Source organism: Streptomyces sp. NPDC020731 (assembly GCF_044334705.1).
In the GTDB taxonomy this organism is placed as follows: Bacteria; Actinomycetota; Actinomycetes; order Streptomycetales; family Streptomycetaceae; genus Streptomyces.
This window is the reverse complement of the sequence record NZ_JBIRTN010000017.1, coordinates 122,276-136,077: the sequence shown is the minus strand read 5'-3', so window position 1 is coordinate 136,077 and position 13,802 is coordinate 122,276. Positions and strand designations below refer to the sequence as shown.

The window sequence follows — 13,802 nt, the reverse complement described above, 5'->3', positions numbered from 1 at the left end:
TACGGCGCCGGTGGGGCGCCTTGGCTCCGAGTGTTTCCGTGTCTTCCCGAAAGGGTGGGAACCACCTTCTACCCAGGTCCCCGGGTCCGATGACCCGTGCCCGCCGCCGATCCCGCTATGAATCCGATCACTCCCGGGGGCCCTCCGGGCGGAACGGTCCCGTGAATGCGGGAAGTTGAGCAACGACCCTGTCCATCGGGCTGCACCGTGCGCCGCTGGCGGAGTACTCTCCTTGATCGTCGGGACGGGAGTGCTCGGGGGAGCGGAAGGCGGTAAGCGGGTGGGCGCGGGAGGGCTGGAACTGCCCCCTGGTGACGACGGTCACGAGGGGAGCAGTTCCACGGACGTCCCGCCCGGTGCGGTGTCCCTGGCACGGCCGATGGACGCGGGCTCGATCGGGCCGGAGCTGGACTGGGGCGCCGACGCCTGGCGCGAGGTGCGCACCCGTGCCCAGCGGGCCGGCCGCGCCTACATCTGGCTGAACCTCGTCGAGCAGCGGCTGCGCGCGGTCGTGGCCGCCGTCCTGCGCCCCATCTACGAGCCCGTGCACGGCGACGACTGGGTGGTCGCCGCCGCCGGGCCCGCCGGGCAGGAGTGGGTGCAGCGCGCGGTCGCGGTGCGCGAGGTCAGCCGCCGCAAGGGCTATCTGCTCGACCCGGCCGACGACAACGTCCTGTCCTTCCTCACGCTGCCGCAGCTGCGCGAGCTGATGGTGGCGCACTGGCCCTGCTTCGAGCCGTACTTCGACGACCGCCGGGACGTCGAACTCGCCCTGGACGAGCTGGAGGTCACCAGGAACGTCGTCTCCCGCAACCGCGCGCTGTCCGAGGCCGTCCTCGGCCAGGCCGAGCGGGCCTCCGCGCGGCTGCTGGAGATGCTCGGCGCCGGCGGCGACGTGCCCTCCTCGCGCCGGCTGCCCATCGACGCGGTCGAGGACCTGGTCGGCGACCGGTACGCCGACGTGGTCGCCGTCCACCCGGACCGGGTGCGGCTGCTGCGCCAGTTCCCGGCCGAGGACATCTTCGGCGGGGCCCGCCGGCTCGACGCCCTCGGCATCGGCCTCAACCTGCTGGTGCAGAACTTCTCCGGGCGCCGTCTGGTGCGGCTGGCGGAGTCCGGCTGCCGGGTGCGGCTGCTGTTCCTGAACCCGGCCTCCAGCGCGGTCAAGCGCCGCGAGCGCGAACTCGGCCTCAAGCGCGGCGAGCTCGGCCGCAGCGTCGAGATGAACATCCTGCACATGCGCCGCGTCCGGTCCCGGCTGCACGACCCCGGCGCCTTCGAGATCCAGGTCTACGACGAGACGCCCCGCTGCACCGCCTACCTCGTGGACGGGGACGGGTCGGACGGCGTCGCGGTCGTGCAGAACCACCTGCGCCGGGCCCGGGGCATGGAGGCGCCGGTGCTGGTCCTGCGTAACGGGAACAAAGTGGTCAAGCCGGGCGAAATCGAGGAAGGCGGGCTGTTTCCCACCTACCGCGAGGAGTTCGAGCTGATGTGGACGGATTCGCGACCGGTGTCGTGAACGCCCCGGGCCGGGCCCGGTAAGCGGAACGCGATCCTCTGATTGTCAGTGGTGCGTGCGAAGGTGGGAACCACTGGGGGAACGCACCACACAGAAGGGGGACGGCCCATGGGCTGGCACCGGGAGCTGCTGATCGGCTTCGACCTGGAGACGACGGGTACCGATCCGTGCGAGGCACGGATCGTCACGGGGGCCGTGATCGAGGTCAGGGCGGGGGAGCCGCTGGACCGCCGGGAGTGGCTGGCCGACCCGGGCGTGCCGATCCCCAAGGACGCGGTGGCGGTGCACGGCATCAGCACCGAGCGGGCGACCGCCGAGGGCAGCCCCGCCGACCGGGTCGCCGACGCCATCGCCGGCACCCTCACCACCTACTGGAAGACGGGCGTCCCGGTCGTCGCCTACAACGCGGCCTTCGATCTGACGCTGCTCTCCGCCGAGCTGCGGCGGTACGGACTGCCGTCGCTGCGTGACCGTCTGGGCGGCGTGGACCCCGCCCCGGTCATCGACCCGTACACCATCGACCGTTCCGTCGACCGCTACCGGCGCGGCAAGCGCAACCTCGAAGCGGTCTGCGCGGAGTACGGCGTCGTCCTCGACTCGGCGCACGACGCGACCGCCGACGCCCTCGCCGCGGCCCGGCTGGCCTGTGCGATAGCCGGCCGCCACCCCGAGGTCGCGGCCCTCGGCCCGGCGGAGCTGCACCGCCGCCAGATCGAGTGGTACGCCGCCTGGGCGGCGGACTTCCAGGACTTCCTGCGCCGCAAGGGCGACGCCACCGCGGTGATCGACGGCACCTGGCCGCTGCGGGAGCCGGCGGGCGAGCGGGTCTGACCCTCCCGGCTCAGAAGGGATACCAGCGCACCGTCTCGTCCCCGTCCCGCAGCGACGCCACCCGGCGTCGGAACTCGGCCAGCGCCTCGGGATTGCCCGGCGCGTGCTGGGCGACCCAGGCGCAGCTGGCGGTCTCCCGCGCGCCGCGCAGCACCGAGCAGCCCTCCCAGGCGCGCACGTCCCAGCCGTAGGCGGCGGTGAAGGACGTGTACGCCTCGTCCGGCAGCCCGTAACGGTCGTGCGAGAGGGCCATGACCACCAGGTCGTGCTCGCGCAGATCGGCCGAGAAGGTCTCCAGGTCGACCAGGACCGGTCCGTCCGGCCCGATGTGCACATTGCGGGGCAGCGCGTCCCCGTGGACGGGGCCCGGCGGAAGCCGGGGCGTCAGTGCCGCCGCGGCCGACGCGAAGCCGTCACGCCGCTCGCGCAGATACGCCGCGTCCACGGGGTCGATCGCGTCGCCCGCCAGCCGCAGCCAGCGTTCCACACCGCCCAGCAGCTCGCGGGGCGGAAGTCCGAAGGGGGGAGTGGGCAGTGCGTGGACCAGCCGCAGCAGTTCGGCCAGATCCCGTGGTCCGGCGGGCCGTACCGCCTCCGGCAGCCGGTGCCACACGGTCACCGGGTGGCCGTCGACCAGCAGCGCCTCCGGCTCGGCCGCCCGCACCGCCGGCACACCCTCCTCCGCCAGCCACCCCGCGACGGCCAGCTCCCGGCGGGCCCGCTCCAGCAGCTCGGCGTCGCGGCCCACCTTGACGGCCAGGTCACCGGCGGCGAACACCGCGTTCTCGCCGAGGGCGAGCAGCCGCGCGTCCGCCGCCGCACCGGGCAGCACCCCCGCCGCCGCGAGTACGCCCCGCGCCCGTGCCTCGTCCATCCGTCCGCCTCCGTGTCCGTCCACGCCCGATCACCGGTCCCGTCCGACCGCCGGTATCCGGCCATCCGTCGGCCAGTGTCGCATTCGCACAGGTGGCGGCGGTGTGCGCGGTGCCTTGACGAGGCAGACCACCTTCACGACCATGACCTGGCCCACCCGCGCCGCGCAAAGGGGCTGATTCCGTGACATCGGTGACCGAGGTGAGGAGACCGGCGCCCCGCGCGCCCGGCCCGGGCCGCGAAACCGGGCGGGCCGTCGACCACGGCCCCTGGTTCCTGGTGCTGCCCGCACTGATCCCGATCCTCCTCCTCAGCGTCGGCCCGCTGCTCTACGGCGTCCTGCTGGCCTTCACCGACGCCCAGGCCGGCCGCACCGAGCCCACGCAGTGGGTCGGCACCCTCAACTTCCAGGACCTGTTGCACGACACGCTGTTCTGGGAGTCGTTCCGGATCGGCCTGGTATGGGCGGTCGGCGTGACGGTGCCGCAGTTCCTGCTGGCGCTCGGCCTCGCCCTGCTGCTCCACCAGGACCTGAAGCTGCGCTGGCTGGCCCGCGCCCTGGCGATCGTCCCCTGGGCGATGCCCGAGGTCGTCGTCGGCATCATTTGACATCCTCCACCTCTTGAAAGAGATGGATTCCAACCTGGGTGGGTCGAGGTTCACGGGTGCTCGCGCGGTTGGTGGCCGCTGTCACCCCTCCGGCACCGGCTGCACGCCGGGGGCGGGGGATCCCGCCCTGTCCTGCCGCGACGTTCACTGCCGCGTTCTCGTCGGCGTTGCAGGTGAACCCGCAGGATACGCAGACGAACTCGGCTTGGCTCTTGCGCGAGTCCTTCTCGATCCATCCGCAGGCACTGCACCGCAACGATGTGTAGGGCGCGGGTACGTCCTCGACCCGGCCCGGGGCTTTCTCTTCGGTACGCCGGCGCAGCAGGCCCCAACCTTGAGAAAGGATCGTCCGGTTGAGCCCGGCCTTCTGCCGTACCTGTGTTCCGGGTCGCTCGATGGTTCCCTTCGCCGAGCGGGTCATGGCCGTGATGTTCAGTTTCTCGAACCGGATCAGGCTGTACGTGCGGGCGAGCATGGTGCTGGTCTTCTCACACCAGTCCTTGCGCCGGTTGGTCTCACGGGCCTTGAGTCCGGCGACCTTTGCATACTCGGCGGCCTTGGCTTCGCTGCCCTTCGCGGCGCGGGCGGCCCGGCGCTGGTGCTTGCGGATCCGCGCGCGTTCCTTGGCTGTGAGCTGGGGGCAGTTCAGCCTCCGGCCGTCGGAGAGGGCGGCGGTGATTTTCACGCCCCGGTCGATGCCGATGACCCCACCTGTGGCCGGTGCCTGGACCGGCTCAGGAAGCATGGCGAAGGCGATGTGCCACTGGTTGTTGCGGAAGGTGACGCGGAACGTCTTTGCCTTCGGCAGGCCGGGGCGGGTGAGGCGGAAGCGGACCCATCCGCAACCGGGCACCTTCACCTGCGCCCAGCGACGATTGAGCTTCTGCACCGCTACCGAGCGGCCCATGACCTGCTTGCCGGTCTTGGCATTCAACTCCGGGGTGCCGTCTGGCTTGAACTCCGGGACCCTGTCGGTGCCGATGACGCGGAAGCCCTCGTACTGGAACTTCCTGCGCCAGGTCGGTGTCCCGAATCCTGAGGTGAAGCGGGCGGTTTTGGCCTTGGCGAAGTCCTTCAGGGCCTGCTGCTGCACGGCCGTGTTCCCCGCGGCGAGCCATGCGTTCTCCCGGCGGGCCTCGGTGAGCTGACGGCACTGCTCGGCGAACCCGGGCGCGGACTTCCGGCCCGGTCGCCAGTGCGCGTGCTGCTCGACGGCCAGATTCCAGACATACCGTGCGTGCGCGCAGTGCAACAGCATCTGCTCCGCCTGCGCGACCGTCGGGTACATCCGGAAACGTGCCATGCCGCCAAACGTAGATCCGCCACTCGCTTTTCTCTTCGCATCCCACCCGGTTCACCCGAACGAGCGATCCACCCCCGCCACTGCTCTCCACCGCGCACCGCCACACCCATCCCATGACCAAGCTCGCCGTTGCCCCTTCCGGAAGGCCGCATCGCCCTGAAGACGATGAGGCTCCCCATGCCCAGCTCCGTGGGAACGGACATTCGCCCCGGCCCCGAAGGGGCCGAGCGCCCTGCCCGGCGAGAGAGGTGGAAGGACAAGGTGGCCCCCCCGCGCTCCAGGAGGACTACAGCGGGGCGATCGGTCTCGACGAGCTGCGCGAGCGGCTGGAGGAGGGCGGGAACCTGGTCCTGGTCCGCTACCAGCGCTGAGCGGCACGCGGAATGCGGTTGCACGAGACGTCTCGTCTCGCCTATGGTCGGCCCATGACCAGTCCCGCTCACATCGCCATGTTCTCCATCGCCGCCCACGGGCACGTGAACCCGAGCCTCGAGGTGATCCGCGAGCTCGTGGCGCGCGGCCACCGGGTCACGTACGCGATCCCGCCGCTCCTCGCCGCGAAGGTCGCCGAGACCGGCGCCGAGCCCAAGCCGTGGAACAGCACGCTGCCCGGCCCCGACGACGACCCGGAGGCATGGGGCACCACACTGCTCGACAACGTGGAGCCGTTCCTCGACGACGCCGTGCAGGCGCTCCCGCAGCTCATCGAGGCCTACGAGGGCGACACCCCCGACCTCGTCCTGCACGACATCACCTCCTACCCGGCCCGTGTGCTCGCCCACCGCTGGGGCGTGCCCGCCGTCTCCCTCTCACCGAACCTCGTCGCCTGGGACGGGTACGAGAAGGAGATCGCCGAGCCGATGTGGGAGGGGCCGAAGAAGACCGAGCGGGGGCAGGCGTACTACGCCCGCTTCCACGCCTGGCTGGAGGAGAACGGGATCACCGAGCACCCCGATCCGTTCGTGGGCCGCCCCTCCCGCTCGATCGTCCTGATCCCCAGGGCGCTCCAGCCCCACGCCGACCGGGTCGACGAGCGGGTGCACTCCTTCGTCGGGGCCTGCCAGGGCGACCGCGGCGCCGAGGGCGACTGGCAGCGGCCCGCAGGGGCCGAGAAGGTCGTGCTCGTGTCGCTCGGGTCGTCCTTCACCAAGCAGCCTGCCTTCTACCGGGAGTGCGTCAAGGCGTTCGCGGATCTGCCGGGCTGGCACCTGGTGCTCCAGGTCGGCAAGCACGTCGGCCCCGCCGAGCTGGGGGACGTACCGGAGAACGTCGAGGTGCGGTCCTGGGTGCCGCAGCTCGCGATCCTGAGGCAGGCCGACCTGTTCGTCACCCACGCGGGGGCCGGCGGCAGCCAGGAGGGGCTGGCCACGGCCACCCCGATGATCGCCGTACCGCAGGCCGTGGACCAGTTCGGCAACGCGGACATGCTTCAGGGGCTGGGGGTGGCCCGGCATGTCCCGGCCGGCGAGGCGAACGCCGAGGTGCTGAGGGCGGCGGCCCTCGCCCTCGTCGACGACCCGGAGGTCGCACGGCGGCTGAAGGGCATCCGGGCCGACATGGCCGAGGAAGGCGGCACCCGCAGGGCGGCCGACCTCATCGAGGCGGAGCTGCCCGCGTGACTGCGGACAGTCGTGCCTCCCCCAGTGCCTGAAGGGCCTGGGAGGTACCCCCAGGGCGGCACGGGCGGGCTGGGGGTACCCCTCCGGGGGAGGTACCCCGAAGGCGCCGGGCAGCGTGACCTTCGCACCCGCGCACGAAGAAGGGCCCGGCGGGAAACCGCCGGGCCCTTGGCGCCTACCGGATCACACCGGCACCCGCTCCCCCTCGTCGTCCCGCGACACCGGCGGCGTCACCGCCACCGCCACCGCCTCCGGCGACTCGTCGTGGGTCAGATCGGGCATCCGGTGCAGCCACTTCGGCAGGTACCAGTTGCGCTCGCCGAGCAGCGCCATCACCGCGGGCAGCAGCACGCCCCGGATGATCGTCGCGTCGATGAGCACCGCCGCCGCGAGGCCGACGCCCATCTGCTTCATGGACTGCATGGACAGCGTTCCGAAGATCCCGAACACGGCGACCATGATGACCGCGGCGCTGGTGACCACGCCGGCCGTGGTGACCACCCCGTGCTGGATCGCGTCCTGTGTCGTACGGCCCCGCATCCGGGCCTCGCGGATCCGGGAGACCACGAACACGTGGTAGTCCATCGACAGGCCGAACAGGATCACGAACAGGAACAGCGGCAGCCAGGTGATGATCGCGCCGACTCCCTCCGCGCCCACCAGGGAAGCGCCCCAGCCGTGCTGGAAGACCGCCACGAGGATGCCGTACGCGGCGCCCACCGACAGCAGGTTCAGCACGATCGAGGTGATCGCGACCGTCAGCGAGCGGAACGACAGCAGCATCAGCAGGAAGGCGAAGACCACCACGAAGGCGAAGACCGGGACGACGGCTCCGACCAGCTGGTCGTTGAAGTCCTTCGAGCCGGCGATCTGCCCGGTGATCGGTGCCTCGACCCCGTCGACCTCACCGAGCGTGGCGGGCCGTACCTCGTCGCGCAGCGTGTCCAGGCTCTCGCCCGCCTTGTCCTGGTCGGAGCCGCCCACCAGCGGGACGTAGACGAACGCGACGTTCTGCTGGTCGTGCAGCTTGATCTCGACCGGGCCGCGCGAGGCCCCCGAACTGATCGCCCGCTCACGGAACTCGGCGAGCGCGGCCTTCACCTCGGGCGCGTTGATGTCGTCCGCCTTGACGACCACCTCGGCCGGCTCGGAGCCACCCGGGAAGGCGTCGTTGACCCGGTTGTACGTCTGCACGATCGGCAGCGAGTCGCCGAACTCCTGGTCCAGCGTGAGGTTCTGCGTCTTCATACCGACGGCCGGAGCGGCCACGGCCAGCAGCGCACCGGTCGCCACCACGACCGACAGCACCGGCTTGGCGAGCACCCGCTTCAGTACGGCCGTCCAGAACCGGCTGTCCGTGCTGCCGCCGGTGCGCCGCCGGCGCAGGAACGGCAGGCGGCCCTTCTCGACCCGCTCGCCCAGCAGCGAGAGGAGCGCGGGCAGGACGGTGACGGAGCCGACCATGGCGACCGCCACGACCATCAGCGAGGCCAGGCCCATCGCCTCGAACTCGGCGAGCCCGGTGAACAGCATGCCCGCCATGGCGACACACACCGTGACACCGGAGACGACGATCGCGCGGCCACTGGTGGCGGCGGCGATCCGCAGCGCGGTCTGGGCGTCCCGTCCGGCCGCCCGCTCCTCACGCTCGCGGCGCAGGTAGAACAGGCAGTAGTCGACCCCGACGGCCAGACCGACCAGCAGCATCACCGAGTTCGCGGTCTCGCTCATCGGCTGCAGATGGCTGACCAGGCCCATCAGACCCATCGTCGCCATGATCGCGGTGATCGCCAGCGCCACCGGCAGCAGCGCCGCCACCAGCGCGCCGAACGCGATCAGCAGGATGCCCAGGGCCACCGGCACCGCCGAGTACTCGGCCTTCTTGAAGTCGTCGCCGAAGGCGTCGTCGAACGTCTTCATCATGCTGGCGCCGCCGATCTCCTCGATCCGCAGCGACTCGTGGTCCTTCTGGACGTCCTTGACGGCGTTCAGCACCGGCTCGACCCGCTCACCGGCGGTGTCCGAGTCGCCGCGCATGTCGAACTGGACCAGCGCGCTGCGCCCGTCCTTCGAGATGGTGTCGCTCTCGTACGGCGAGGTGACGTCCGTGGCCTCGCCGGTCTTCTCCACCGCCGTGACGACCGCGGTGACCGCCGACCGGAACTCCTCGTCCGTGGCCGTGAGGCCCTCGCCCTTCGCCTGGACGAGCACGGTCTCACTGGCCGGCTCATCGATGCCGGCGTCCTCGATGATGCGGGCGGCGGTGCTGGTCTCTCCCTTGAGCTGATCGCTGTCGCCGACGTCGACCCGGCCCGCGGCCGAACCGAGTCCCATCGCCAGCACGACGAACAGCACCCAGATGCCGACGGCCGCCCAGCGGTGCCGGGCGCTCCAGCCGCCGGCCCGGGCGGCGAGGCCCCGCACCCGTGTTTCTCGGTTCCCCATGACGGGCTCGCTCCCTCGTGTTCGGCAGCGACCCCCTGCCGCCACCTGACCCTTTCGAAGGTATGGGCCGGATAAGCCCGTCTCGTCGTGCTCTCCGGTGAAGCTCGGAAACCCCGGCTCATCCCATCGGCGTCCATCTCCTCCCCACTGGGGAGGACAGCGGCCCCCTACACGTACCCGGGAACGTCGGGGCCGATGATCAGGGTTCCGGTGCGCCGTCGTCGTCCCGGCCCCTCCGGGGAGCACGACGGCCTCCCTAAAATGTGCTCATGGCGACGAGATACGCGGCGCTGCTGCGCGGGATCAACGTGGGCGGCAGCAGGAAACTCCCGATGGCCGACCTGCGCACTCTCATGGACGGGCTCGGTCACGAGGGGGTGCGCACCCATCTGCAGAGCGGCCAGGCCGCGTTCACCGCCACGCACGGCGACGAGGAGTCACTGGCCGCCGAGCTGTCGGCGGCGATCGAGCGGCACTTCGGCTTCGCCGTGGACGTGATCGTGCGCGATCACGCCTATCTGAAGGGGATCGTCGAGGCCTGCCCGTACCCGGCCGACGAGCTGGAGCCCAAGCAGCTCCACGTCACGTACTTCTCCGCGCCCGTCACCCCCGAGCGCTTCGCCGGGATCGACCAGGAGGCGTATCTGCCCGAGGGATTCCGCCTCGGCGACCGCGCGCTCTACCTGTACGCCGCGAACGGCCTGGGCCGCTCCAAACTCGCCGAGCACCTGGCCAGGCCCCGCCTCAACAAGGGCGTTGTCGCCACCAGCCGCAACTGGAACACGGTGCTCAAACTGGTGGAGCTCACCGGGGGCTGAGATCAGGCGCCGACCGCCGCGAGCAGCGGCACCCGGGCCTCGTCGTACCGCTCCAGCAGCACCCGCGCCACCTCCGGTGCCGGGCCCAGCACGTCCGCGAGGACGTCCGCCCCGGCCGCGCCCCGGGCGATCCGGTCCGGGAGGAAGCCGGGGGCCAGGACGTAGGGGGCGACGGCGACACGTGCGCAGCCGAGGGCACGCAGTTCGCGTACCGCCTGCTCGGTGCGGGGGAGGGACGCGGAGGCGAACGCAGGCCGCACGGCGCACCAACCGGTGTGCCGCCACTCCCGCGCGATTGCTGCGATCACTGCGATCGCCTCCGGGTCGGAGGACCCCGCCGAGGCCAGTACGACCCCGGTCGAGGACTTGTCGGCGGGCGTCAGGCCCGCCTCGTACAGCCGGCGCTCCAGCGCCGACACCAGCAGCGGGGAGGGGCCCAGCACCTCGGCCTGGCGGATCCGCAGCCGCGGCGGGGCCTGAGCCAGCACCGCGGGGATGTCCGCCTTGGCGTGGAAGGCGCGGGTCAGCAGCAGCGGGAGGGCGACCACATCGCGGACGCCCTCCGTGTCCAGGGACTCCAGCACCCCTTTGACGGACGGGACGTTGAAGTCCAGGAACCCGGTCTCCACGCGCAGCCCCGGCCGCAGCGACCGCACCCGCCGCACCAGGGCGTGCACGGTCGCGGCGTGCCGCGGATCGCGGCTGCCGTGGGCGACGACGAGAAGTACCGGACGGCGCATGGTGTCCCTCAGCTCTTCACCAGCAGACCGCGGCTGCGCAGCACCCACCGCTCCAGCGGGCTGAAGATCAGCAGGTCGATGGCGATACCGACGGTCAGGATCAGCAGGATGGCCTCGAACACCATGGCCATGTCGCTGGCGTTGCGGCCGTTCTCCAGGAGCTGGCCGAGGCCCACACCGAGGTCCGGGAAGGACGCGATGATCTCCGCGGCCATCAGCGAACGCCAGGAGAACGCCCAGCCCTGCTTCAGACCCGCCACATAGCCCGGCAGCGCGGCCGGCAGCACGATGTGCCAGGTTCCCTTCAGCCCCGTCGCGCCCAGCGTGCGCCCGGCCCGCAGGAACAGCGGGGGCACCTGGTCGACGCCGGAGACCAGGCCGTTGGCGATCGAGGGGACCGCGCCCAGCAGGATGACGGCGTACATCATCTGGTTGTTCAGACCCAGCCAGATCACCGCCGGCGGCACCCACGCCACCGACGGCAGCGACTGCAGACCGGACAGGATCGGCCCGATCGCCGCGCGCACGAACTTCACCCGCGCCACCAGCAGCCCCAGCGGGGTGCCGATCAGCAGCGCGAAGAAGAAGCCGAGCAGACCGCGCGAGACACTGGTCCAGATGTAGCCGAGCAGCTCGCCCTGGAGCCACGCCTCACGGAGGACGTCCCACACCGCGCCGGGCGAGGGCAGCTTGGTCGGATCGTCGACGATCTCGAACGACACCAGGGCCTGCCACACCGCCAGCACCAGGGCGACGGCGGTGACCGGCGGCAGGATCTTCTCCACGAAGGTCTGCCGCAGCGGCTTGCGTCCGGTCTGCACCGTCTCCAGTGCGTCGAGGCCCGCCTCCAGACCGGCGAGGTCGCCCCCGTCCTTGTCCTTCGCGGTCGTCTCAGTGCTGGCCATGACGGCGGATCTCCCCACGGAGTTCTTCGGTGATCTCGACGGACAGTTCCGCCACGGCGGTGTCCTCGATACGGCGCGGATGCGCAATGCCCACCGTCCACTCGCGGGCGATCCGGCCCGGACGGGAGGAGAGCAGCACCACCCGCTGCGCGAGCCGGACCGCCTCGCGCACGTTGTGCGTGACGAACAGGACGGACAGCTGAGTCTCGCGCCAGATCCGGGTCAGCTCGTCGTGCAGCACGTCCCGCGTGATGGCGTCCAGCGCCGCGAACGGCTCGTCCATCAGCAGCAGCCGGCTGTCCTGGGCGATCGCCCGCGCCAGCGCCACGCGCTGCCGCATACCGCCGGACAGCTCGTGCACCCGCTTGCCGTGCGCGCCCTTCAGCCGGACGAGCTCCAGCAGCTCCTCGGCCCGTTCGCGGCGCTCGTTCTTCTGAACGCCCCGCAGCTTCAGGGCGAGTTCGATGTTCTTGCCCGCGGTCAGCCACGGGAAGAGGGCGTGCTCCTGGAACATCAGGGCCGGCCGGCCGTCCGTGCTGATCGTGCCGGCCGTGGGGCGGTCGAGCCCCGCGACCAGGTTGAGCAGCGTGGACTTGCCGCAGCCCGAGGCACCCAGGAGGGTGACGAACTCACCGGGCGCGACATCGAGGGTGATGTCGTCCAGCACGAGCTGCTGTCCGGCGGGGCCCGCGAACGACTTCGAGACATGCTCGATCCGGGCGGCGTGCGTGGCCGCCTCGGTGCCGTCGGCGGCCTTGGCGAGGGTCGTGGCCATGGTCGTCACCTCCTGGGAACTCTTCGGGATCCGGGCTTACTTGATGCCGAGTCCGGCGTCGTCGACGGCGGGCTCACCGGCGGCCTTCAGGACCTTGTCGAGCAGCGTGAGGTCGTAGATGCCGTCCAGGTCGGGCTGCTCCAGCAGACCCGCCTTCACGGCGTGCTCCGCCTGGGCGTCGAGGGTGGCGGCCAGCGGGTCGTCGGTGAACCTGATCGACTCCCACGCCGGGTCGAGCACCTCGGCGGGCAGCGCCTTGCCGGAGTCGGCCTCCAGCTGCTCGTTGGCAGCGGTCTTCGCCTCGTCCGGGTGGGCGTTGATCCACCGGTTGGCCCCGACGGACGCCCTCAGCACCGCCTCGACGGCCTTCGGGTGCTCCGCCAGGAACTCCTGGCGCACGATGATGTTCGTGATCACGAACTTCTCGTCCGGCCACAGGGACGCCTCGTCCAGCAGCACCTTGCCGCCCTCCGCGACCAGCTTCGACGCGGTCGGCTCCGGCACCCAGGCACCGTCGACCGACCCGGCCTTGAACGCGTCCGGGGTGACCTTGTTGTCGCTGCGGACGACCGTGACGTCGCCCTTGCCGCTCTGGGCGTCGACCTTCCAGCCCTGCTCGGCCACCCAGTTGAGGAACGCCACGTCCTGGGTGTTGCCCAGCTGCGGGGTCGCGATCCGCTTGCCCCTGACGTCCTTCAGGGACTTCACCTTGCCCGGGTTCACCACGAGCTTCACCCCGCCGGACGCCGAACCGCCGATGATCCGCAGGTTCTTGCCGCCCGACTTGGTGTAGCCGTTGATGGCGGGGGAGGGGCCGATGAAGCCGATGTCGATGGAACCGGAGTTGAGCGCCTCGATCTCCGACGGTCCCGCGTTGAAGATCGCGTACTTCGCCTCAGTGGCGCCGAGTTCCTTCTGGAACAGGCCCTTCTTGTTGCCCACCAGCGCGGTGCCGTGAGTGAGGTTGCCGAAGTAGCCGATCCTGACGGAGTCGAGACCGTCGATCTTCTTCGCCCCGGCGGCGACCTTCACGGTGTCGTCGTCCTCGGCCTGGGAGCCGTAGCCGCAGGCGGCCAGGGTGAGCAGTGGAAGCACGGCTATGACCGTGAGGGTACGGCGCAGGGTGGTCGTGGCAGGCACGGGAGGTGTTCCTCTCGCAAGGCCCGGCGGTCGCGGTCCTGGTCTCTCAGGCCGTGGCCGGGAAGTCGGCGGGTTTTCGTCTACGGCGGTGGGGGGTGAGGGCGCGCGAGCGGTGCGCGTACGTCATCGCACACATCGGGCCACCCCGCCCTGCCCGCTGCCGAGGGCACCGCTGCCAACGCGGCCGCCCTCCTTCGCGAACTCGGAGTAGAAGTCGGTGGG

The 13,802-nt window shown here is 71.1% G+C and carries 12 protein-coding genes and 1 pseudogene; 6 read left to right on the top strand and 7 right to left on the bottom strand.

Annotation, left to right across the window (positions count from 1 at the left end):
- The first annotated feature begins 250 nt into the window (after window positions 1-250).
- Both ACH4VX_RS25530 and ACH4VX_RS25525 read left to right on the top strand, forming a co-directional pair.
- On the top strand, window positions 251-1,522 hold the full coding sequence (locus ACH4VX_RS25530; protein WP_398370468.1) for an SAV2148 family HEPN domain-containing protein: 1,272 nt from the start codon (window positions 251-253) through the stop codon (window positions 1,520-1,522).
- Between the two features lie 108 nt (window positions 1,523-1,630).
- Window positions 1,631-2,353: a 3'-5' exonuclease gene (locus ACH4VX_RS25525; RefSeq protein WP_398370369.1), complete on the top strand. Its 723-nt coding sequence runs from the start codon at window positions 1,631-1,633 to the stop codon at window positions 2,351-2,353.
- A 10-nt stretch (window positions 2,354-2,363) separates the two neighbouring features.
- Here the strand turns inward: ACH4VX_RS25525 and ACH4VX_RS25520 are convergent, their stop codons facing one another.
- Entirely contained in the window at window positions 2,364-3,227 is an 864-nt protein-coding gene (locus ACH4VX_RS25520; RefSeq protein ID WP_398370367.1) for an aminoglycoside phosphotransferase family protein, read from the bottom strand.
- A gap of 182 nt (window positions 3,228-3,409) precedes the next feature.
- Here ACH4VX_RS25520 and ACH4VX_RS25515 point away from each other — a divergent pair.
- Window positions 3,410-3,832 (top strand): annotated as a pseudogene (locus tag ACH4VX_RS25515) (sugar ABC transporter permease); the annotation flags it as partial.
- Here the strand turns inward: ACH4VX_RS25515 and ACH4VX_RS25510 are convergent.
- A complete protein-coding gene (locus ACH4VX_RS25510; protein WP_398370365.1) occupies window positions 3,828-5,138 on the bottom strand; it encodes an RNA-guided endonuclease InsQ/TnpB family protein in 1,311 nt (436 codons plus the stop codon). The pseudogene ACH4VX_RS25515 and the gene ACH4VX_RS25510 sit on opposite strands and share 5 nt — an antisense overlap.
- A gap of 248 nt (window positions 5,139-5,386) precedes the next feature.
- Here ACH4VX_RS25510 and ACH4VX_RS25505 point away from each other — a divergent pair, with 248 nt between their 5' ends.
- Together ACH4VX_RS25505 and mgt are read left to right on the top strand one after the other, a co-directional pair.
- A complete protein-coding gene (locus tag ACH4VX_RS25505) occupies window positions 5,387-5,509 on the top strand; it encodes a hypothetical protein (protein WP_398370475.1) in 123 nt (40 codons plus the stop codon).
- A 12-nt stretch (window positions 5,510-5,521) separates the two neighbouring features.
- Complete coding sequence (gene mgt, locus ACH4VX_RS25500) at window positions 5,522-6,757, top strand: macrolide-inactivating glycosyltransferase (protein WP_398370364.1); 1,236 nt, start codon at window positions 5,522-5,524, stop codon at window positions 6,755-6,757.
- A 183-nt stretch (window positions 6,758-6,940) separates the two neighbouring features.
- Here mgt and ACH4VX_RS25495 read toward each other — a convergent pair whose 3' ends face one another.
- Window positions 6,941-9,202 (bottom strand): MMPL family transporter, encoded by a 2,262-nt coding sequence (locus ACH4VX_RS25495; RefSeq protein WP_398370362.1) that lies wholly within the window; start codon window positions 9,200-9,202, stop codon window positions 6,941-6,943.
- A gap of 269 nt (window positions 9,203-9,471) precedes the next feature.
- Here ACH4VX_RS25495 and ACH4VX_RS25490 point away from each other — a divergent pair, with 269 nt between their 5' ends.
- Window positions 9,472-10,020 carry a DUF1697 domain-containing protein gene (locus ACH4VX_RS25490; protein ID WP_398370361.1) on the top strand — a complete coding sequence of 183 codons (549 nt, stop codon included), beginning with the start codon at window positions 9,472-9,474 and terminating at the stop codon, window positions 10,018-10,020.
- Window positions 10,021-10,022: 2 nt separating this feature from the next.
- Here the strand turns inward: ACH4VX_RS25490 and ACH4VX_RS25485 are convergent, their stop codons facing one another.
- The 4 genes from ACH4VX_RS25485 to ACH4VX_RS25470 are packed head-to-tail and all read right to left on the bottom strand — an operon-like array spanning window position 10,023 to window position 13,580.
- Window positions 10,023-10,760, bottom strand: a complete 738-nt coding sequence (locus ACH4VX_RS25485; protein ID WP_398370359.1) for a sirohydrochlorin chelatase — start codon at window positions 10,758-10,760, stop codon at window positions 10,023-10,025.
- Between the two features lie 8 nt (window positions 10,761-10,768).
- Entirely contained in the window at window positions 10,769-11,665 is an 897-nt protein-coding gene (locus tag ACH4VX_RS25480; protein ID WP_398370358.1) for an ABC transporter permease, read from the bottom strand.
- On the bottom strand, window positions 11,652-12,440 hold the full coding sequence (locus ACH4VX_RS25475) for an ABC transporter ATP-binding protein (protein WP_398370356.1): 789 nt from the start codon (window positions 12,438-12,440) through the stop codon (window positions 11,652-11,654). The genes ACH4VX_RS25480 and ACH4VX_RS25475 overlap by 14 nt, the downstream gene beginning before the upstream one ends.
- A 36-nt stretch (window positions 12,441-12,476) precedes the next feature.
- The gene (locus tag ACH4VX_RS25470; protein ID WP_398370354.1) at window positions 12,477-13,580 is read right to left on the bottom strand and encodes an aliphatic sulfonate ABC transporter substrate-binding protein; all 1,104 of its coding nucleotides are present in this window, start codon (window positions 13,578-13,580) and stop codon (window positions 12,477-12,479) included.
- Window positions 13,581-13,802: the final 222 nt, after the last annotated feature.

Bases quoted from the DNA above. Each gene is read 5' to 3' on its own strand.
- ACH4VX_RS25525 (WP_398370369.1), top strand. From the start codon at position 1,631: ATGGGCTGGCACCGGGAGCTGCTGATCGGCTTCGACCTGGAGACGACG.
- ACH4VX_RS25520 (WP_398370367.1), bottom strand. From the start codon at position 3,227: ATGGACGAGGCACGGGCGCGGGGCGTACTCGCGGCGGCGGGGGTGCTG.
- ACH4VX_RS25510 (WP_398370365.1), bottom strand. From the start codon at position 5,138: ATGGCACGTTTCCGGATGTACCCGACGGTCGCGCAGGCGGAGCAGATG.
- mgt (WP_398370364.1), top strand. From the start codon at position 5,522: ATGCGGTTGCACGAGACGTCTCGTCTCGCCTATGGTCGGCCCATGACC.
- ACH4VX_RS25495 (WP_398370362.1), bottom strand. From the start codon at position 9,202: ATGGGGAACCGAGAAACACGGGTGCGGGGCCTCGCCGCCCGGGCCGGC.
- ACH4VX_RS25490 (WP_398370361.1), top strand. From the start codon at position 9,472: ATGGCGACGAGATACGCGGCGCTGCTGCGCGGGATCAACGTGGGCGGC.
- ACH4VX_RS25485 (WP_398370359.1), bottom strand. From the start codon at position 10,760: ATGCGCCGTCCGGTACTTCTCGTCGTCGCCCACGGCAGCCGCGATCCG.
- ACH4VX_RS25480 (WP_398370358.1), bottom strand. From the start codon at position 11,665: ATGGCCAGCACTGAGACGACCGCGAAGGACAAGGACGGGGGCGACCTC.
- ACH4VX_RS25475 (WP_398370356.1), bottom strand. From the start codon at position 12,440: ATGGCCACGACCCTCGCCAAGGCCGCCGACGGCACCGAGGCGGCCACG.